Annotated in this window: 19 protein-coding genes; 14 read left to right on the forward strand and 5 right to left on the reverse strand. The window is 73.4% G+C overall.

Annotation, left to right across the window (positions count from 1 at the left end):
* The first annotated feature begins 26 nt into the window (after positions 1-26).
* Positions 27-941 (forward strand): LLM class flavin-dependent oxidoreductase, encoded by a 915-nt coding sequence (locus SMD20_RS12850; protein ID WP_329579643.1) that lies wholly within the window; start codon positions 27-29, stop codon positions 939-941.
* A gap of 8 nt (positions 942-949) precedes the next feature.
* Here the strand turns inward: SMD20_RS12850 and SMD20_RS12855 are convergent, their stop codons facing one another.
* Complete coding sequence (locus SMD20_RS12855) at positions 950-2,116, reverse strand: ArgE/DapE family deacylase (RefSeq protein WP_329579645.1); 1,167 nt, start codon at positions 2,114-2,116, stop codon at positions 950-952.
* Positions 2,117-2,137: 21 nt separating this feature from the next.
* Positions 2,138-3,232: a diaminopropionate ammonia-lyase gene (locus tag SMD20_RS12860; RefSeq protein WP_329579648.1), complete on the reverse strand. Its 1,095-nt coding sequence runs from the start codon at positions 3,230-3,232 to the stop codon at positions 2,138-2,140.
* Between the two features lie 104 nt (positions 3,233-3,336).
* On the opposite strand from SMD20_RS12860, the gene SMD20_RS12865 reads away from it, so the two are divergent.
* Both SMD20_RS12865 and SMD20_RS12870 read left to right on the forward strand, forming a co-directional pair.
* Positions 3,337-4,881: an alpha-N-arabinofuranosidase gene (locus SMD20_RS12865; protein WP_329579651.1), complete on the forward strand. Its 1,545-nt coding sequence runs from the start codon at positions 3,337-3,339 to the stop codon at positions 4,879-4,881.
* Between the two features lie 133 nt (positions 4,882-5,014).
* Entirely contained in the window at positions 5,015-6,376 is a 1,362-nt protein-coding gene (locus SMD20_RS12870; protein WP_329579653.1) for a glycoside hydrolase family 43 protein, read from the forward strand.
* Between the two features lie 16 nt (positions 6,377-6,392).
* On the opposite strand, the gene SMD20_RS12875 is transcribed toward SMD20_RS12870, so the two are convergent.
* A complete protein-coding gene (locus SMD20_RS12875; protein WP_329579656.1) occupies positions 6,393-6,848 on the reverse strand; it encodes a MarR family winged helix-turn-helix transcriptional regulator in 456 nt (151 codons plus the stop codon).
* A gap of 93 nt (positions 6,849-6,941) precedes the next feature.
* On the opposite strand from SMD20_RS12875, the gene SMD20_RS12880 reads away from it, so the two are divergent.
* Genes SMD20_RS12880 through SMD20_RS12890 form a run of 3 tightly spaced genes read left to right on the forward strand, consistent with a single transcriptional unit; the run spans position 6,942 to position 8,638 of the window.
* Positions 6,942-7,445, forward strand: a complete 504-nt coding sequence (locus SMD20_RS12880) for a YybH family protein (protein ID WP_329579659.1) — start codon at positions 6,942-6,944, stop codon at positions 7,443-7,445.
* Between the two features lie 31 nt (positions 7,446-7,476).
* Positions 7,477-7,848, forward strand: coding sequence for an STAS domain-containing protein (locus SMD20_RS12885; RefSeq protein ID WP_329579662.1), 372 nt, complete (start codon positions 7,477-7,479; stop codon positions 7,846-7,848).
* Positions 7,849-7,858: 10 nt separating this feature from the next.
* The gene (locus SMD20_RS12890) at positions 7,859-8,638 is read left to right on the forward strand and encodes an LLM class flavin-dependent oxidoreductase (protein ID WP_329579664.1); all 780 of its coding nucleotides are present in this window, start codon (positions 7,859-7,861) and stop codon (positions 8,636-8,638) included.
* A 34-nt stretch (positions 8,639-8,672) separates the two neighbouring features.
* On the opposite strand, the gene SMD20_RS12895 is transcribed toward SMD20_RS12890, so the two are convergent.
* Positions 8,673-9,350, reverse strand: coding sequence for a cysteine hydrolase family protein (locus tag SMD20_RS12895; RefSeq protein ID WP_329579667.1), 678 nt, complete (start codon positions 9,348-9,350; stop codon positions 8,673-8,675).
* Positions 9,351-9,404: 54 nt separating this feature from the next.
* Between SMD20_RS12895 and SMD20_RS12900 the strand changes: the two genes are divergently transcribed.
* The 7 genes from SMD20_RS12900 to SMD20_RS12930 all read left to right on the forward strand — a co-directional run bounded on the left by SMD20_RS12900 (position 9,405) and on the right by SMD20_RS12930 (position 15,904).
* Complete coding sequence (locus SMD20_RS12900; RefSeq protein WP_329579669.1) at positions 9,405-9,920, forward strand: PadR family transcriptional regulator; 516 nt, start codon at positions 9,405-9,407, stop codon at positions 9,918-9,920.
* 101 nt (positions 9,921-10,021) lie between these two features.
* Positions 10,022-10,699, forward strand: a complete 678-nt coding sequence (locus SMD20_RS12905; RefSeq protein WP_329579671.1) for a vWA domain-containing protein — start codon at positions 10,022-10,024, stop codon at positions 10,697-10,699.
* A gap of 31 nt (positions 10,700-10,730) precedes the next feature.
* Entirely contained in the window at positions 10,731-11,663 is a 933-nt protein-coding gene (locus tag SMD20_RS12910; RefSeq protein ID WP_329579674.1) for a protein phosphatase 2C domain-containing protein, read from the forward strand.
* Positions 11,660-13,411 (forward strand): hypothetical protein, encoded by a 1,752-nt coding sequence (locus tag SMD20_RS12915; protein WP_329579677.1) that lies wholly within the window; start codon positions 11,660-11,662, stop codon positions 13,409-13,411. Before SMD20_RS12910 ends, SMD20_RS12915 begins: the two co-directional genes overlap by 4 nt.
* 69 nt (positions 13,412-13,480) lie before the next feature.
* Positions 13,481-14,221 (forward strand): SDR family oxidoreductase, encoded by a 741-nt coding sequence (locus SMD20_RS12920; protein ID WP_329579679.1) that lies wholly within the window; start codon positions 13,481-13,483, stop codon positions 14,219-14,221.
* A gap of 43 nt (positions 14,222-14,264) precedes the next feature.
* Positions 14,265-15,236 (forward strand): RNA polymerase subunit sigma-70, encoded by a 972-nt coding sequence (locus SMD20_RS12925; RefSeq protein ID WP_329579682.1) that lies wholly within the window; start codon positions 14,265-14,267, stop codon positions 15,234-15,236.
* A gap of 68 nt (positions 15,237-15,304) precedes the next feature.
* Complete coding sequence (locus SMD20_RS12930) at positions 15,305-15,904, forward strand: maleylpyruvate isomerase family mycothiol-dependent enzyme (RefSeq protein ID WP_329579685.1); 600 nt, start codon at positions 15,305-15,307, stop codon at positions 15,902-15,904.
* Here SMD20_RS12930 and SMD20_RS12935 read toward each other — a convergent pair.
* Positions 15,894-17,573: a glycerol-3-phosphate dehydrogenase/oxidase gene (locus tag SMD20_RS12935; RefSeq protein ID WP_329579688.1), complete on the reverse strand. Its 1,680-nt coding sequence runs from the start codon at positions 17,571-17,573 to the stop codon at positions 15,894-15,896. The two genes, SMD20_RS12930 and SMD20_RS12935, sit on opposite strands and share 11 nt — an antisense overlap.
* 105 nt (positions 17,574-17,678) lie before the next feature.
* Here SMD20_RS12935 and SMD20_RS12940 point away from each other — a divergent pair, with 105 nt between their 5' ends.
* The gene (locus SMD20_RS12940) at positions 17,679-18,479 is read left to right on the forward strand and encodes an MIP/aquaporin family protein (protein WP_329579691.1); all 801 of its coding nucleotides are present in this window, start codon (positions 17,679-17,681) and stop codon (positions 18,477-18,479) included.
* Positions 18,480-18,490 lie beyond the last annotated feature (11 nt).

Consider the following 18,490-nt stretch of genomic DNA (forward strand, 5'->3'; position numbering starts at 1 on the left):
TGACTTTCCCCACGGAAGGCTTCATCATGTCCGCATCCGGCGTCGTCTTCGGTTTCGGCGCACCCAGCGGCGTCGGCGGGGCAGGCGAGCTGCTGCGCCTGGCCGAGCAGGCCGACCGCGACGGGCTCGACCTGTTCTCCCTGTCGGACCACCCCTACCTCGGCGGGCGCCTGGACGCCTACGCCGCCCTCGGCGTCGTCCTCGGCCGCACCCGGCATCTCGCCGGCCTGGTCAACGTCACCAACCTGCCGACCAGGCCCGCCCCCATGCTGGCCAGGACCGTCACGTCGCTGTCGGCGCTGGCGGACGGCCGCGTCGTGCTCGGCATGGGCGCGGGCGGCCTGTGGGACCGGATCGCCGACATGGGCGTGCCCCGGCTGTCGCCCGGCGCGGCCGTGGAGGCGTTCGAGGAGGCGATCGTCCTGGTCAGGCTGCTGTCCGGCGGCGGCCCGCCGGTCACCTTCGAGGGGCGCCACTACCAGGTGCACGGCATCGAGCCGGCCCCGGTGGCCGCTCCCCCGGTGTGGACCGGCTCCAACGGCCCGAAGTCGCTGGCCGCGACCGGCCGGGTGGCCGACGGCTGGATCCCCGGCCACGCCGCCGACTGGCTGAGCGAGCGCTACCGCAGCTCACGGCCCGTCATCGACGAGGCCGCGGCGGCCGTCGGCCGCGACCCGGGCGAGATCCGTACCGTCTACAACCTGCCCGGCCGCATCACCGACCGGCCGCTCGCCGCCACCCGCGACCGCGACGGCCGCTGGCTCGGCGGCTCGCCCGCCCAGTGGGCCGAGGAGCTGACCGGGGCCGTGCTCGACCACGGCGCGTCCGGCTTCATCCTCTTCTCCGCCGAGCAGGGCGTCGCCGACCAGGTCACGCTCGGCCGCTGGGCCGGGGAGATCGCCCCCGCCGTGCGCGAGGCGGTCGCCAAGGAGCGCGGCTGAGCGGGCGTTCATGAGCAGAAGTCGGTGATCGTACCGGTGAGCACGGCGGTCAGGCGGTCCACCGAGGCGAGGTCCGCCCACTCGCGGGCCGCGTGGGCGCCCTCGCCGTCCACGCCGAAGAGCAGGCAGGGGATGCCGGCGCGGTCCAGCAGGGCGGCGTCGGTCCAGAACGGCTCGCCGCGCACGGCGGGCGGGTGCCCGAGCACCGCCTCCGCGTTCCTCGTCACGGTGCGGACGATCGCGGACTCCGGGTCGGCCGCGAACGGCTCGCGGTGCAGGCCGCGGGTCAGGCGGTAGCGGAAATCGGGGACGGTGGCGGCCAGGCGGCCGAGCACCGCGGTCAGCTCCGCCTCGACCGTGGCGGCGTCCTCGCCGGGGACGGTGCGGCGTTCGAGGGTGATCTCGCAGTGTTCCGGATAGGTGGAGGGCTCCCGCCCGCCGGAGATGACCGAGGCGTGCACGGTGCCGGTGCCGAGCAGCGGGTGGGCCGGGCCCCGCGCGAGCCGCGCCCCCAGCTCCTCCAGGGCGACCAGGAAGTGCCCGGCCTTGGCGATCGCGTCGACGCCGAGATCGGGCCGCGAGCCGTGCGCGGCGCGGCCCTCGACGCGTACGCCGAACCAGGCGAAGCCCTTGTGAGCGAGCGTGACCTCCAGGTGGCTCGGCTCGGTGACGATCGCCGCGTCGGCGGTGTACGACTCCAGCACCTCCTCGGTGCCCGAGCTGCCGTGCTCCTCGTCGGCGACGCAGGCGAGAAGCACGTCGCCGCGCAGCGGCCCGCGAGCGGTGGCGCGGGCGGCGGCGATCATCATGGCCGCGAGGCCGCCCTTCATGTCGAAGGCGCCGCGGCCGTGCATGCGTCCGTCCCGGACCCTCGGTTCGAGAGGGTCGCCGTCGTAGCCGGTCAGCCCGACGGTGTCGAGGTGACCGTTGAGCATGAGCGAGCGGCCGCCGCCGGCGCCGCGGGCGATCGCGACGAGCGAGGGCCGGCCGGGGCGCCGCTCCAGGGTGTGCACCTCGAAGCCGCGCGCGGCCAGCCAGGCGGCGCAGAAGGCGGCGATCGCGCTCTCGCCCGCGCCGCCGGCCACGAGGTCCGGGTTGACGGAGTCGATGGCGATCAGCCGCGCCAGCAGGCCGGCGGGATCGTCATCCGGAGTCAAGGGCGTCTCGGGGAGCATGGCGTCCTCTCACCTGGGGGGTCAGGGCTCGGCGTACGGGTTGGCGTCCGGGCCCTCGGTGCTGAGCAGCACGGCCACCGAGTCGGGGCCGAGGCCCAGCGCCGCCCGGTGCCCGGCGCCGCCCTCGCCGCCGAGCAGCGCGCGCAGCCCGGCGAGGGCGGCGGCTCCGCAGGGCCCGGAGCGTACGCCGAGCGCGGCGAGGTCGGCGGCGGCGCGGGCGCTGTCGGCGTCGCGGACGGTCACCGCGGCGTCCAGCCCGTTCCGCAGGAAGGGCCAGGCGATGCTGGAGGGGGTGCCGCAGTTCAGCCCGGCCATGGTGGTCTCGCCGGTGGCGACGCTGACGGGCGCGCCCCGGGTGAGGCTCGCGAGCACGCACGCCGCGGCCTCCGGCTCGACGGCCACCAGCGCCGGGGGCTTCCCGGAGCGGCGGCTGCGGTAGTGGGCGACGACGGACTGCGCCAGCGACCCCACGCCGACCGGCACGGACACCAGGTCAGGCCCGTCGATCCCGGCGGCGGCGAGCTGCTCGTCGATCTCGACGCTCAGGGTGGAGTAGCCCTCGACGATCCAGCCGGGGACGCGCTCGTAGCCGGGCCAGGCGGTGTCCTGGACGAGGACCGCGTCCGGCGCGGACGCGGCCTCGGCGGCCAGGCGTACGGCCTCGTCGTAGGAGCCGGGGACCTCCGTCACCTCGGCCCCTTCGGCGGCGATGGCCGCGACGGCCCGCGGGTGCACCCCGCGCGGGACGAGGACGCGGGCACGCTGCCCGAGCAGGCGGGCCGTGCGGGCCACGGCCCTGCCGTGGTTGCCGTCGGTGGCGGTCACGAGGGTGACCGGGCCGTCCTGGTCGCGTTCCGCGAGCACCCGGTGCACAGCCCAGGACGCCCCGAGCGCCTTGAACGCGGGCAGCCCGAGCCGCCGCGACTCGTCCTTGACGAAGATCCGGCCGATCCCCAGCTCCGCCGCCTGCGGCGGCAGCTCGGTCAGCGGGGTGGGCGCGTAGCCGGGCAAGGAGGCGTGGAAGCGGCGCACCTCGGCGGGCGCGGGGGCGCATCTCCAGGCGCGGGCGGCGGGCGGCGCGAACCAGGGGCTGCGGAGGGAGGCGTTCTGCGGCACCTCCCCAGGGTGCACCGGTACGCGCCCGTCGCGCATCGGGACACGCGCTAAGATCACCCCCAGAAAGCGCTTTCCACACCCGTTCGACAGCAAGGTACGCATCGATGACCCACCCCGTCGTGCCCGCCATCGTCAACCTCGACGTCCCCGGACCGGTGATCAACCGGCACCTCTACGGCCACTTCGCCGAACACCTGGGCCGCTGCGTCTACGGCGGCTTCTACGTCGGCGAGGACAGCGACCTGCCCAACGCCGGCGGCATCCGCCTCGACGTCGTGGCGGCGCTGCGCGCCCTCGACATCCCCAACCTGCGCTGGCCGGGCGGCTGCTTCGCCGACGAGTACCACTGGATGGACGGCATCGGCCCGAAGGAGCGGCGCCCCTCGATGGTCAACACCCATTGGGGCAACGTCGAGGAGAACAACCACTTCGGCACGCACGAGTTCATGGAGCTGTGCGAGCTGCTCGGGGCGGAGCCGTACATCAGCGGCAACGTCGGCTCCGGCACGGTCAGGGAGATGAGCGACTGGGTGGAGTACCTCACCCGCGACGGCGACTCCCCCATGGTCCGGCTGCGCAAGGCCAACGGCCGCGAGCAGCCGTGGCGCGTGCGCTTCTGGGGGCTCGGCAACGAGGCGTGGGGCTGCGGCGGCCACATGCGCGCCGAGCAGTACGCCGCCGAGGCCCGCCGCTACGGCACCTACTGCCGCGACCACGGCGGCAACACGCTCTACCGCATCGCCGCGGGCGCCAACGGCGCCGACTACGCCTGGACCGAGACCCTGATGAAGCAGCTCGGCGACCTGGGCTGCGCCTACCGGCCCGCGCCGTTCATGCAGGCGCTGTCGTTCCACTACTACACGATCCCCGGCACCTGGCAGGACAAGGGCGCGGCCACCGTCTTCGACACCGACGACCACTACCGCACGATGGTCCAGGCCGCCCGCGTGGACGAGCTGATCACCGGCCACTCCAACGTCATGGACTGCTACGACCCGGGCAGGAACGTCGGCCTGGTGCTCGACGAATGGGGCACCTGGTGGAACGTCGAGCCGGGCACGAACCCGGGCTTCCTCTACCAGCAGAACACCCTGCGCGACGCGCTCGTGGCGAGCGTGCACTTCGACGTCTTCCACCGGCACGCCGGCCGCCTGGTCATGGCCAACATCGCCCAGACCGTCAACGTGCTCCAGGCCATGATCCTCACCGATCCGGACACCGGGGCGCTCGTCCTGACGCCGACGTACCACGTCTTCGAGATGAACAAGGGCCACCAGGACGCGGCCTCGCTGCGCGTGGACCTGCCCGCCGGCACGCCCGAGCGCGCGGTCGGCGACGCGCGGCTCGCCACCGTCTCGATGTCGGCCAGCCGTAAGGACGGCAGGGCGCTGTTCTCGCTGTCCAACCTGGACGCCGACGAGCCCGCCGAGGTCGAGCTGGACCTGCGCGGCGGCGCGCTGACGGAGGTGAGCGCGCGGATCCTCACCGCGGGCAGGCTCCAGGACCACAACACCCCGGACGCGCCCGGGGCCGTCGCGCCCCGACCGCACCAGGTGACGGCCACGCGGGCCGGCCTGCGGGTACACCTGCCCGCCGGCTCCTTCGTCACCGTGACGGGACGCCTGGCGGGGACGGGCTCCGACACATAGGGCCTTGACTCCCGGTGATGTTCGCGTTAACACTCGTGCACAACCCCCTTCGCTCGGCTGTTATCGCGAGCCCAGCCCAGCAGTGTTAGCGCTAACACATGCCCCGCCCCCCGACAGGAAGGGCCGTACCGCGATGTACCGCAGAAGAGCACTCGTCCTGCTCGCCGTCTTGTGCGCGGCGCTCGGCGTCGGCGTCTCCCCCGCCTCCGCCGCGAACACCGCCTACGTCTTCGCCTACTTCACCGAGTCCCCGAACATGAACGGCGCCAACTACGGCCTGCACCTCGCCGTCAGCCAGGACGGGCTCAACTGGACCCCGCTCAACCAGAACAACCCCGTGGTCACCCCGACCGCCGGCACGCTCGGCCTGCGCGACCCGTTCATCCTGCGCAAGCAGGACGGCACGTTCGTCGTCCTCGCCACCGACCTCAACGGCACCGACTTCGGGCAGAACAACCAGTACCTGCACGTGTGGGACTCCACCGACCTGACCGCCTTCACCGGCTACCGCCGGATCAGGATGCACAACCTGAACACCCACACCTGGGCCCCGACCGCCTTCTGGGACGCCTCCCGAGGCCAGTACGGCATCGTCTACTCCGCGAACAACGGCAGCACCGACGTCTTCATGGTCAACTACACGACCGACTTCCGCACCGTCACCGCCAACCAGGTCTACTTCAGCCCCGGCTTCCCCGTGCTGGACGGCGACATCGTCGTGGACGGCTCGACCTTCTACCTGTACTACAAGAACCTCTCCAACGGCCTGCTGTACGGCGCCCGCTCCAGCACCGGCGCCGCCAACAGCTACACCACCTACACGAGCGGCCTGCGCCAGGGCAACGCCATCGAGGCGCCGCTGCTCGTCAAGAACAACGACGGCAGCGGCTGGCGGCTGTGGGGCGACTCCTTCAGCCCGGTCAACAACGACTACTACGCCTGGTCCACCTCGAACGTCGGCGGCAACTCCTGGACCGCGCTGAACCAGCGCGCCTACACCCCGCCGCTGAACGCCAAGCACGGCTCCATCGCCGGGATCAGCACCGCCGAGTACAACGCCCTCGTCTCCCGCTGGGGGCTGCCGAGCTGGACGCGGCTGAAGTCGTCGAACTTCCCCGACCGCTACGTCCGCCACTTCGACTACGCGGGGCGGCTGGACGCCTATCCCTTCGACCCGTACCAGGACCAGCTCTGGCGGATGGTGCCCGGACTGTCCGACTCGGCCGGGGTGTCGTTCGAGTCGGTCAACTATCCCGGCCGCTACCTGCGGCACTACGACTACGCGATCCGGCTGGACGCGAACGACGGCACCGCCACCTTCCGCGCCGACGCCACCTTCCACCGGGTCGCGGGGCTCGCGGACCCGGCCTGGTCGTCGTTCCGCTCCGCCAGCCACCCCGACCGCTACCTGCGGCATTACAACTATCTGCTGCGCATCGACCCGGTCAGCACCGCGACGGACCGGGAGGACGCGACGTTCCGCGTCACTCCCTGATCCGGGTGGCTCGGGGTCAGGAGCCGGAGCGCAGCAGCTCGGCGGCCTCCTGGTAGGCGGTGGCGGCCCGGTCGAAGTAGTCGTACAGGACCTCCAGCTGCTCCGGCGAGTAGCCGGCCAGGATCTCGCCGACCTTCTGCCGGGCGGGGGCCAGCGCCTGGTCGAGCCCGGCGGGCCGGCCCGCCGGCTCGACGATCACCTTGCGGCGGTCGTCGGGGGCGGGGACGCGACGGACGTAGCCGGCCTGCTCCAGCCGGTCGATGAGCCGGGTGGTCGGCCCGGTGGTCAGGCCGGTGCGGGCGCCCAGCTCGCCCGGGGTCATCGCGCCGGCCAGTTCGAGGACGTTGAGCGCGTACAGGTCGGTGGCGCCGAGGTCGCACGCCTTGGCGCCGGCCTGGCCGTGCAGCATCACCGCGCTGAGATAGCGCCGGTAGCGCCGGCTCGCCTCCGCCTGTCCACCTGTCGTTGACACCCGGGTCCTCCGCTCCCTATTCTCTTCCTCAGAGAAGATAAATCTTCAGAGAAGAAACTTCTCCTCTGCAGGCACTACGATAGGGGCATCACCATGACCGGCACCACCGCTTCCTCCGACCTCGCCGCCATCACCGCCGTACTGCGGCGCAGCCAGGACGCCTGGAACGCCGGCGACGGCGCGGCCTACGGCGCCTGCTTCACCGACGACGCCACCGACGTCACCTTCGCCGGCACCATCTACCAGGGCAGCGCCGAGATCGGCCGGGCCCACCAGGCCCTGTTCGACAGCTTTCTCAAAGGCACCCGCCTGACCATCGAGATAGCCGGCCTCCGCCAGTACGGCGACACCGCCGTCGTGCTCACCCGCGGCGAGGTCGCCAAGGGCACCCCGAAGAAGCTCGGCAAGCTCGCCACCTACACCCTCGTCCGCCAGGCCGGCGGGCAGTGGCGCATCGCCGCCGTCCAGAAGACCAAGCACAAGCCCCTCATGGAGGCCGTCTCCTTCGCCTTCCAGCCCGCCACCCGGCCCGCGCCCGCGCCGCACGGCTGTCGCCGGCGCCGTACGACGATTCAGCAGAAAACGGGGAAGGGGTAGCGCGACCGCGAGGAGACGGAGGAGCCCGACCGTGGCCGCGCACCAGGAAGTTCCGGACTACGGCCGGAGCTGGGCGGCGGTCGTGCTGAGCGAGCGCCTCGACGCGGCCACGGCGGCGGGGATCGAGCGGGAGCTGAAGCTCCTGCCCGGCGACGGCCCCCGGCTGATCCTGGAGGTGAGCCGGCTGGCGGACCTCGACGACCACGGGTACGAGATGCTGGTGAGCCTGGCGGACGCGGTGCGCGAGCGGGGCGGGCGGATGGCGGTGGCCGGCGCGCGGGGCGGCACGCTGCGCGCCCTGACCCGGCCGGGGCTGCGCGGCCGGCTGGCGTTGTTCGCCACCGTGGCCGAGGCGGTGCTCGACCTGGACGACGGCTCCGCGCCCGGAGGATCACCGGCATAGCCTGGGGCGCATGGTGAAATACGCGGTCGGACTGCCGAACGTCGGCGAGTTCGGCGACCCTCAGGTGCTGACGGAGCTGGGCGTGGCGGCCGAGGAGCACGGCTGGGACGGGGTGTTCCTGTGGGACCACCTGCTCTACCACGACCGGGAGTGGCCGGTCGTGAGCCCGACGGTGGTGTTGTCGGCGATCGCCGCGCGCACCCGGCGGGTCCGGATCGGCGTGCTGATGACGGCCCTGCCCCGGCGGCGGGTGCAGACGGTGGCGAAGGAGACCGCGACGCTGGACCTGCTGTCCGGCGGGCGGCTGGTCGTCGGCGCCGGTCTCGGCTCGATGGACGCCGAGTACGCGGAGTTCGGCGAGGACCCCGACCTGAAGGTGCGCGCCGCCCGGCTGGACGAGGGCCTGGCGGACCTGACCCGGCTCTGGGCGGAGCTGCCGCCGGCCCCGGTGCAACGGCCGCGGATCCCCGTGTGGTGCCCGGGGCGGTGGCCGGTGCGGGCCGGGTTCCGGCGGGCGGTCCGGTGGGACGGGGCGATGCCGACCTTCCGCGAGTACGGGCAGGAGCGGGGGCCGGTGCCCGCCGCGGAGTTCGCCCGCGTGGTGGACTTCCTGGGCGAGCAGCGGGGCTCGCTGGACGGCTTCGACATCGCGCTGGAGGGCCGGGCCGCGGACGGGCTCGTGGAGGCGTACGCGGAGGCGGGCATGACGTGGTTTGTGGAGGCGATGGGCTGGTGGCGGGGCGGCGTCGCCAACGCCCGCGCCACCATCGCCGCCGGCCCGCCCCGCTGACCCGCCCGCCCGTTCACCCGCCCGGCAGGGCCCGTCATCCCCGATCGGCGGGGCAGGCCGCTCCGGCGGCCAGGCGGGCCTCGATCTCGGCGGCCGTCAGCACCAGCGCGAAGCCCTTGCGCAGGACGGCGAGCTCCGGCTCCTGCCGCGTCTCGTCGTCGGTGGCCGTGACGTCCGCGCCGAACACGACCCGGTAGCCCCGCTCGTACGCCTGCCGCGCCGTCGTGCCGCAGCAGTAGTTGGTCAGCGTGCCGGTGACGATGACGGTGTCGCGGCCGAGATTGCGCAGGATCGTGTCGAGCGGGGTGTCGTAGAAGGCGCCGTAGGACGGCTTGCGGATGAGCACCTCACCGTCCCGGTGGCCCATCGCGTCCCAGACCGCCGCCGGGCCGGGCCTCCGCCAGCCGGTGTCGCCGTGCGGCAGGTACGCCAGCGCCTGCGGCCGGTCCAGGCCGAGGTGGGTGTCGTCGAAGATGGTCCAGATCACCGGCACGCCCGCCTCTCTGCACCGATCGGCGAGCCCGCGCAGCCGCGGGGCCATCCGGGTGGCGGCCGGCACCCAGTACGGGCTCCAGCCCGGCCGGACGAACTCGTCCTGCATGTCGATGACCAGCAGCGCCGCCCGCTCGGCGCGGAGCTCGAACGTGGCCCGCCCGCGCTCGTAGGCGTCCCTGGCCCGCGCCGTCACCCACTCCTCGGTGTACTCCCCCATCGCCACTCCTATATCGATTCGAGGTATGTCGATTCGATGTGGCAGGATAACACCATGCTCGAACTGGCGATCCTGGGATTCCTGGCGGAAGGCCCGCTGCACGGCTACGAGCTGCGCCGCCGGGTCGCGGCCCTGTCCGGCCACACCCGCCCGGTCAGCGACGGCAGCCTCTACCCGGCGATCAACCGGCTGGCGAGAGCCGGCCTCCTGGAGCGGCGCGCCGAGCCGGGTGCCTCCGCCGCGCAGCGCCAGACGCTCAGCCTGACCGGGGAGGGCCGCGCCGACCTGCTACGGCGGCTGCGCGACCCGGCGGAGCACGACATCACCGACAGCACCCGGTTCTTCACGATCCTCGCGTTCCTGTCGCTGCTGCCGGACGTCGCCGACCAGCACGCCGTGCTGCGCCGGCGGCTGGAGTTCCTGGAGCGGCCCGCCGGCTTCTTCTACGACGGCGACCGGCCGCTCGCCGCCCGCGACCTGGCCGACCCCTACCGGCGCGGCATGCTCGTCGTCGCGCGCGCCACCAGCCGCGCCGAACGCGACTGGCTGCACGAGATCCTGTCCGCCTGACGCCCTCCTGGACGCGAGTGTCGCCCTGTGGATCTTTGATCTTCATGGGTTGGGCGCTAATGTCGCGGTTGACAGAAATGCGTGAAGGACGGTGGAGCCGGGTGGCCGAGACGAGGGGCGTGTTACTGCCCGCCTATGTGGTGGCCGACGAGTCCGCCTCCATGGGGCCGCACCACCAGGCCCTGTCGGCGGGGCTCGCGTCCCTGTGCAACGGGCTGCGCGCGGAGCCGATGATCGCGGCGAAGGTGCGGCTGGCCATCCTCGGCTTCTCCGACGACGTGCAACTGCGGCAGGGCCTCAGCGACATGCGGACGGTCGAGCGGCTGCCCGTGCTCGCCGTACGCGGGGCGACCAACTACGGCGCGGCCTTCGCCGACCTCGCGGGGCGCATCCCGCACGACATCCAGTGGCTCAAGAACGAGGGCTACAAGGTGCACCGCCCGGTGGCGTTCTTCCTGAGCGACGGCCAGCCCACCGACGGGCGGCACTGGCACGAGCCGCACCGCAGGCTCGTCGACCGCGAGATCACGCCGTTCGCGCCCAACATCATCGCCTGCGGCATCGGCTCGGCGCGGGCCGACACGATGCTGCAGGTGGCCACCCGCAGGGAGTTCGCCTTCGTCGCGCTGCCCAGCGCCGACATCGGCACGGCGATCGCGGAGTTCTTCCACGCGCTGACGGCGAGCCTGGTCGCCTCCGGGCGGGCCCTGGCCGGCGGCGAGCCGCAGCTCGTGGTGACCCGGCCGGAGCAGTTCCGGCTGGCGATCGACGAGGTCTGACGGCGGCAGGAGCCAGGGAGGTTTCGGGGACGTGCACCGACCGCAGCGGCAGGCCGAGGGGACGCGGGCCTGGCAACGGGTCGTCATCGACGTCCCCGGCCCCTGGTTCGAGCCGACGCCCCCGCGCGTGACGGGCGGCACCTGCCCCGACGCCGAGTGCGACGGCTGGTCCGCCCCCGGCCTGACGCTCAGGTCCGCCTCGGTACGCGGCGAGCGGCACCGCTACTACCGCCAGCCCCGGCAGGACGCCACCTGCGCCGTGCTGCACGAGGAGAGCGGCGTCGTGGTGTTCGCCGTCGCCGACGGGCTGTCCAGCGCGAGCGCCGCGACGATCGGCGCGGCCGAGGCCTGCCGGGCGGCGGTCTGGGCGCTGCACGCGCAGCTCGACGAGGGCGGCACCGGCTTCCCCACCGGCTTTCACGCCGACTTTCACCTCGACTTTCACGCCGCCGCCAGGTACGCTGCGGAGACCCTGCACCGGCAGGCCGCCGCCCTCCTGCGCCGCGAACCCGGCCTCGCGCAGGTCGAGGAGCTGGTCGCCACCACCCTCGTGGCGGGCGTGGCCCGGCCGGGCGGGCACGGCGCGGAGGTCTCGCTGTTCCGGATCGGCGACTCGGCCGCCTGGACGCTCGACCCGGCCCGCGCCCGCTACCGGCCCCTGTTCGCGGCGAAGGCGGACGGGGACCTGGTCCCCACGTCGGTCGCCGCGCTGCCCAGGGTGCCCGAGCCGCTGGAGCGCTGGTCGGGCCGGCTCGCGCCCGGCGAGGTGCTGCTGGTCGGCACCGACGGGTTCGGCGACCCGCTCGGCGACGGCGACGGGCAGGTGGGCGCGCTGTTCGCCGAGCACCTGGCCGTGCCGCCGTCCCCGCTGTGGCTGGCCCACCTGCTGGACTTCTCCCGGGAGACGTTCGACGACGACCGGACGCTGCTGGCACTCTGGCCGCGAAGCGAGGCCCCCCGATGACCCGGACCGACCGCGACACGCTCACCCTCGGCCGCCGCCTCGGCCAGGGCGGCCAGGGCACCGTGCACGAGGTGCTCAACCGCCGCATCAACGGCCAGTGGGACGTCGCCTACAAGGAGTACGACCCCGGCGTCCTGGAGAGCCTCGACACCGCCGCGCTCGCCGCCATGACCGACCTCATCGGCCGGCTGCCGGGATGGGACGCCGCCTGGCTGTGCGACAAGACGGCCTGGCCGGCCGAGCTCGTGGAGACCGGCGGCGCGGTCAGCGGGTTCCTCATGCGGGCGGTGCCCCAGAGGTACTTCTTCGACCTGCGGACCCTGTCGGGCGCCGAGCGGCGGCCGGCGACGCTGGAGTTCCTGCTCAACGACGACGCGTACGTCGCCGGCATCGGCCTCAGGATCAGCGACCGGGACCGCCTGCTGCTCATGGCCGACCTGGCCGGCACGCTGGCCCGCCTGCACGCGATGGACATCGTCGTCGGCGACCTGTCGCCCAAGAACCTGCTGTTCTCCGCCGACGCGCCGCCGGAGTGCTTCCTCATCGACTGCGACGCGATGCGGCTGGCAGGCGCCGAGGCGATGCCGCAGGTGGAGACGCCAGACTGGCGGCTCCCCGAGGACGAGGAGAAGGGCACGCCGGGCGGCGACGCGTACAAGCTCGCGCTCCTGGTGGTGCGGATGTTCGCCCGCGACCAGAGCTCCACCGATCCCGGTCGGCTGGCCGCGGTCAGCCCGGCGCTGGCCGACCTCGCCGCGGCGGGACTGCAGAAGGAGCCCGCGCTGCGGCCGGGCCCGGAGCAGTGGGCGGCGGCGTTACGGGAGGCGGCGGGATCGGCCTCGGCCGTGCCCTCCCTTCCCCCACCGCCCCCGCCGCCCCCGCCCGGTCCGCCGGGGCCCGTGCCGCCGCCGGTGCAGGGGCGTCCCGGGTTCGTCGTCACCATGCCGAAGATGATCGCCATCGGCGCGGGCGCGGCGGTGGTCGGGCTGGCGTTCGTCCTGGTCGCCGTACTGGTGGGAAGGTCCCTGATCGTGACGCTGGAGGGTCCGGGGGACGCGGCGGGCGTGGACGTGACGTCATCCGGCAGCCCGCCCGTGCTCCCGGAGTCGCCCCCCTTCTCCCCCAGCCCTCCGCCCACGGAGCCGCCCACCCAGGAGCCGCCCACCCCGGAGCCCACCGAGGAGCCGTTCCGTCTCTCCGACCTCGACCTCCAGAGCACCGACCCGACCCCTGTCACGCCGTCGGCGCTGCTGCCGCAGTCCTTCAAGTCCGCGAAGGGCGTGCGCTACACCCTCCGGGCGAGCGGCGTGTCGAAGTGCCCGGACGCCTACCCCGACAGCAACGTCCGCTCCGCGCTGCGCAAGGCGAAGTGCAGCAAGATGATCAAGGGCGCGTACGTCAACCCGGGCGCGCCGGCGAACAAGCGGATCATGGTGTCCGTGTGGGTGGTGCCGCTGAAGAGCGACGAGCGGGCCGCCACCGCGTACGGGCGGCTGGAGAACGCCTACGCCGACGACTGGGGCATCGTGTGCCCCAAGAAGGGCCCCGGCTCCGGCCTCTGCCACACCACCTACTGGAACAACGCCCAGACGTGGGGCTGGGTCGGCTACACCCACCGCTATCTGCTGCACACCATGGCCATCTACACCAACCGCGCGAACTCCACCAAGGTGCGCCCCTGGCTCAAGGACGCCTCCAAGGCGGCGTTCCACGCGGTCGGCCCCATGGTCTACCACGACACGGACTGACGCTCCCGCAGCTCAGCGGGTAGGAGACCGGCCAGTGCCCTCGGCTTGGGCACGGACAGGAGCGTACCCATGAAGATCGTGGTCATCGGCGGCACCGGCCTGATCGGCTCGAAGGTGGTGGAGAGGCTCACCCAGGAGGGGCACGAGGCGGTGGCCGCGTCGCCGAGAACCGGCGTCAACGCCCTGACCGGCGAGGGGCTGGAGCAGGCGCTGGCCGGCGCGGGGGCGGTGGTCGACGTCTCCAACTCGCCGTCGTTCGAGCCGGCGGAGGTCATGGAGTTCTTCGAGACCTCCACCCGCAACCTGCTCGCGGCCGAGGCGGCGGCGGGCGTGGGCCACCACGTCGCGCTGTCGGTGGTGGGCACCGAGCGGATGCCGGACAACGGCTACTTCGCGGCGAAGATCGCCCAGGAGCGGCTGATCGAGAAGTCGGGCATCCCGTTCTCGCTGGTGCACGCGACACAGTTCTTCGAGTTCGCGCGGGCCATCGCCGACGAGGCGACGGTGGACGGCGAGGTGCACATCGCGCCGGTACGCTTCCAGCCGATCGCGGCCGACGACGTGGCCGACGCGGTCGCCCGCGCCGCCATGAGCGCGCCGCTGAACGGCCGGGTCGAGGTGGCCGGGCCGGACCAGTACCGGATGGACGAGTTCTTCCGCGAGGCGCTGCCCGCCTGGGGCGACCCGCGCGAGGTGGTCACCGACGAGCGGGCCCGCTACTTCGGCAGCGTGCCGGGCGATCAGACGCTGGTGCCCCGCGACGGCGCGAGTCTCGGCCGGATCCGCTACCGCGACTGGCTCGCCCGCTGACCGACGTGCCTCGCCCGCCCTGAGCCCTTGCCATGATGGGAGGGTGACCGTACAGGACGAGACCGCATCCCTGGTGGCTCGGCTGGAGTCGCTGCGCGGCCCGCTGACCGGCTACTGCTACCGCCTGCTCGGCGCGTCGGGCGAGGTCGACGACGCCGTGCAGGAGACCATGCTGCGGGCGTTCCGCGCGATCGGCGGCTACGACCCCGGCCGGGCCGGCCTGTCGACGTGGGTGCACAAGATCGCCACGAACGTCTGCCTCGACATGCTGCGCGGCGCCGAGCGGCGGGCGCTGCCGTGGGACATGGGGCCGGCCGCGACCGGCGGCGACCTCGGCGCTCCCCTGCCGCCCGGCCGGTGGGTGGAGCCGCCGCCCGGCCTCGGACCGGTGAGCGCGGACGATCCCGCCCACCTCGCGCTGCGGCACGAGACGCTGCGCCTGGCCTTCGTCGCCGCCCTGCAGTGGCTGCCGCCGCGCCAGCGGGCCGTGCTGGTGCTGCGGGACGTCCTCGGGTTCAGCGCCGTGGAGGCGGCCGAGGTCATGGAGACGTCGGTGGCGGCGGCCAACAGCGCGTTGCAGCGCGCGCGGGCGACGCTGGAGCAGCGCCGTCCGCGTCCCTCCGACCCGGCGGAGCCGGCCGACCCGGCCCAGCGCGACCTGCTGCGCCGCTACGTGCGCGCCTTCGAGACGCACGACGTGCGCGGGCTGGTGGACGTGCTGGCCGACGACGCCCGGTCGGGGATGCCGCCGTTCCCGTGGTGGCTGGACGGGCCGGCGGGCATCGCGGCGGTGCTGTCGGTCGCGGCCGACGCCTGCGCCGGGGACCGGCTCGTCCCGGGCGTGGTCGCCGGCGGGTGCTGGACGCTCGGACAGTACCGGCCGGACGCGGGCGGGGCGCTCAGGCCGTTCGCGCTGCTGGTGCTGGAGCTGCGCGGCGGGCGGATCGGCGACGTCGTCACCTATCTCGAGTACGGCGACCGGTTCGCCGCGTACGGCCTGCCCGTTTCTCTGTGAACCGATGAGTCCGGCTGCCGCCGGTCGTACAAGAGGCGACACGTACGACCGATCGGAAGGCCATCTTCATGTCATCGACCGACGCCGACCTGAGGCGGCACGTCCACGCCGAGCGCGAGCGGCTGGCCGGGCTGCTCGCCGGGCTCTCCCCGGAGGGCTGGGGCAGCCCGTCGCTGTGCTCGGGGTGGCGGGTGCGCGAGGTCGTCGCGCACATCACCGCGCCGTTCCGCACCAGTCTGCCCCGGGTCGTGGCGGGGCTGGTCGCGGCCCGTTTCTCCTTCGACCGCTACTCCGACCGGGCCGCCCGCGGCGACACCGCCCGCCTGTCCGACGCCGACCTGCTGGCGTGCCTGCGCGCGAACATCACCCACCCGTGGCGGCCGCCGGGCGGCGGGACCGGCGGAGCGCTGTCCCACGACACCATCCACGGCCTTGACATCACCGAGCCGCTGGGCCTGCCCGCGCCGCCCGTCGAGCGGATAGCCCTCGTGCTGGCCGGTACGAACCCCCGCAACCTTTCCTATTTCGGCGTCGATCTCACGGGCGTGCAGTTGCGCGGCGCCGACGCCGACGTGCGGGTGGGCACGGGCGAGCCGGTCGAACTGCCGGCCAAGGACATCCTGCTGACCATCACCGGCCGCCGTCCCCTGCCGTCCGTCACAACGTGACCGCTGCGGCCGTCCTGGCCTCGGCCAGGGCGGTCCGCTCCGCCTCCACCAGCCGCAGGCACGCGGCCGTCTCCTCCTCCACCCGCCGCTCGTCCCAGCCGAGCAGGCCGCCCATCAGCCGGGCGATCCGCGGCGCCGCCCGCTCGGCCAGCTCGCTCGACTCGATGAGCATCCGGGTACGCCGGGCGAGGACGTCCTCGGCGTGCAGCGCGCCCTCGTGGGTGACGGCGTAGCGGACCTCGGCCCGCAGCCACGGACCGGGCTCGATCAGCGGCTCGGCGAGCGAGCGGTCGCGGGCGACGAGGGCGAGCACCTCCAGGGCGAGCGTGCCGTAGCGGCGGACGAGGTGGCGCACGGTCTCGGGTTCGAGGTCGTGGTCCTCGGCCAGCCGCCCGACGGACGCCTCCAGCGCGGGCAGCCCGTCCGCGCCGACCAGCGGCAGCCGGTCGGTGACCGAGGCGGGCACGTCGTAGCCTTCGAGCGCGGTGTCGATCACGTCCTTAGCCATGATCCGGTACGTCGTGTACTTGCCGCCGGCGATCGCCGCCAGGCCGGGCACCGGCACGTCCACCACGTGCTCCCGCGACAGCTTCGCGGTGGAGGAGGTCTTGTCCGCGGCCACGAGCGGGCGCAGCCCGACGTAGAGGCCGACGACGTCGTCCCTGGTCAGCGGCCTGACCAGCACCTCGTTGGCGTGGTGGAGTATGTAGTCGATGTCCTCGCCGGTGGCGGCGGGCTCGGCGCGCTCGCCGTCCCAGTCGGTGTCGGTGGTGCCGACGATCCAGCGGCGCCCGGTCCACGGGATGATGAACAGCACGCTCTTCTCCGTGCGGATGATCATGCCGGTCTGGGAGTCGATGGCCTCGCCGGGCACCATGATGTGCACGCCCTTCGACATCCTGACCCGGAAGGCGGGCTCGGCGCCGCCCGGCAGGCTGGTCACGGGGCCGGTCCACACGCCCGCGCACACCACCACGGCGTCGGCCGAGACGTCGATCTGCGCGCCGCTCTCCTCGTCGCGGACACGGGCGCCGACGACACGCTCGCCGAACTCGTCCCTGGTCAGCGCCACCACCGAGGTACGGGTGGCGATGGCGGCGCCGTGCGCGGCCGCGGTGCGGGCCAGGGCGAGGGTGAAGCGGGCGTCGTCCACCTGCGCGTCGTAGTAGATGACGCCGCCGCTCAGCACGTCGGTCCGCAGGCCGGGCACCAGGCGGCGGGCCGCCTTCGGCGACAGGTTGCGGTGCCTGGGCATCGGATGGCGCACGCCCTCCAGGGCGTCGTACAACGTCAGGCCGGCCGTCACGTACGGCTGCTCGATCATCCGGTTGCGCACCGGGTAGAGGAACGTGACCGGCCGCACCAGGTGCGGGGCCAGCCGCGCGACCAGCAGGTCGCGCTCCTTCAGCGCCTCGCGCACGAGCTTGAAGTCGAACTGCTCCAGGTAGCGCAGCCCGCCGTGGATCAGTTTGCTGGACCGGCTCGACGTGCCGGCCGCGAGGTCGCGGCTCTCCACGAGGGCCACCCGCAGCCCGCGCGAGGCCGCGTCCAGGGCCGCGCCCGCCCCTGTCACCCCACCGCCGACCACCAGGACGTCGAAGGTCTGGGCCCGGAGCCGGTCGAGGCATTCCTGGCGGTCACGCGCGTCGAGCGCCCCGGTGATTCCCATCGCCTTGTCCTCACTTTCCGTAACTGATCATATTCGTACTGTATGCCTTCCCTGGAAGGGGGAAGGCTCACCTCAGCCGGAGAAGGAGCCCGGGAAGGGGACGGGGTGGCGCTGAGCAGCAGGAGGTTGGCCGGCGAGATGATCGCCGAGTTCGCCGGGACGATGGTGCTCATCGTGTTCGGCGTGGGCGTCGTCGCGCAGGTGGTCGCGGCCGAGCTGGGGAACCACGACAGCATCTCCTGGGCCTGGGGCATCGGGGTCGCGCTCGGCGTGTACGTCGCCGGCCGCACCACGGGCGCGCACCTCAACCCGGCGGTGACGCTGGGGTTCGCCGTCTTCCGCGGGTTCGAGTGGCACAAGGTGATGCCGTACGTGCTGGCGCAGACCGCGGGCGCCTTCGTCGGCGCGCTGCTGATCCGCTGGAACTACACCGAGGTGCTCGCCGCCGTCGACCCCGGCCACACGCTCAAGACGCAACTGGTGTTCTCGACGCTGCCGGGCAATGGCACGCTGCCGGTCGGCCAATGGGGCGCGCTGCGCGACCAGATCATCGGCACCGCCGTGCTGCTCTTCGTCATCTTCGCGCTGTCCGACACCCGCAACATAGCGCCCGGCGCGAACATGGGACCGTTCGTCATCGGCCTGCTCATCGTCGGCATCGGCATGGCGCTCGGCGCCGACGCCGGCTACGCCATCAACCCGGCCCGTGACTTCGGGCCGCGGCTGGCGAGCTTCCTCACCGGCTACCGCGGCGCCTGGCGCGACCAGTACGGCGACCTCTACTTCTGGGTGCCCATCGTGGGCCCGCTGATCGGCGGAGTAATCGGCGCGGGCCTCTACCAGGCGCTCATCGCCTGCCACCTCCCCCGCGACGAGGACCGCGACACCGTCAAGCCGTCCGACTGAGGGAGTACGAC

This window comes from Nonomuraea sp. LP-02 (genome assembly GCF_036289125.1).
Taxonomy (GTDB): domain Bacteria; phylum Actinomycetota; class Actinomycetes; order Streptosporangiales; family Streptosporangiaceae; genus Nonomuraea; species Nonomuraea bangladeshensis.

Coding starts and splice junctions, on each gene's coding strand:
- SMD20_RS12850 (WP_329579643.1), top strand. CDS start 27: ATGTCCGCATCCGGCGTCGTCTTCGGTTTCGGCGCACCCAGCGGCGTC.
- SMD20_RS12855 (WP_329579645.1), bottom strand. CDS start 2,116: ATGCTCCCCGAGACGCCCTTGACTCCGGATGACGATCCCGCCGGCCTG.
- SMD20_RS12865 (WP_329579651.1), top strand. CDS start 3,337: ATGACCCACCCCGTCGTGCCCGCCATCGTCAACCTCGACGTCCCCGGA.
- SMD20_RS12870 (WP_329579653.1), top strand. CDS start 5,015: ATGTACCGCAGAAGAGCACTCGTCCTGCTCGCCGTCTTGTGCGCGGCG.
- SMD20_RS12880 (WP_329579659.1), top strand. CDS start 6,942: ATGACCGGCACCACCGCTTCCTCCGACCTCGCCGCCATCACCGCCGTA.
- SMD20_RS12890 (WP_329579664.1), top strand. CDS start 7,859: ATGGTGAAATACGCGGTCGGACTGCCGAACGTCGGCGAGTTCGGCGAC.
- SMD20_RS12895 (WP_329579667.1), bottom strand. CDS start 9,350: ATGGGGGAGTACACCGAGGAGTGGGTGACGGCGCGGGCCAGGGACGCC.
- SMD20_RS12900 (WP_329579669.1), top strand. CDS start 9,405: ATGCTCGAACTGGCGATCCTGGGATTCCTGGCGGAAGGCCCGCTGCAC.
- SMD20_RS12915 (WP_329579677.1), top strand. CDS start 11,660: ATGACCCGGACCGACCGCGACACGCTCACCCTCGGCCGCCGCCTCGGC.
- SMD20_RS12920 (WP_329579679.1), top strand. CDS start 13,481: ATGAAGATCGTGGTCATCGGCGGCACCGGCCTGATCGGCTCGAAGGTG.
- SMD20_RS12930 (WP_329579685.1), top strand. CDS start 15,305: ATGTCATCGACCGACGCCGACCTGAGGCGGCACGTCCACGCCGAGCGC.
- SMD20_RS12935 (WP_329579688.1), bottom strand. CDS start 17,573: ATGGGAATCACCGGGGCGCTCGACGCGCGTGACCGCCAGGAATGCCTC.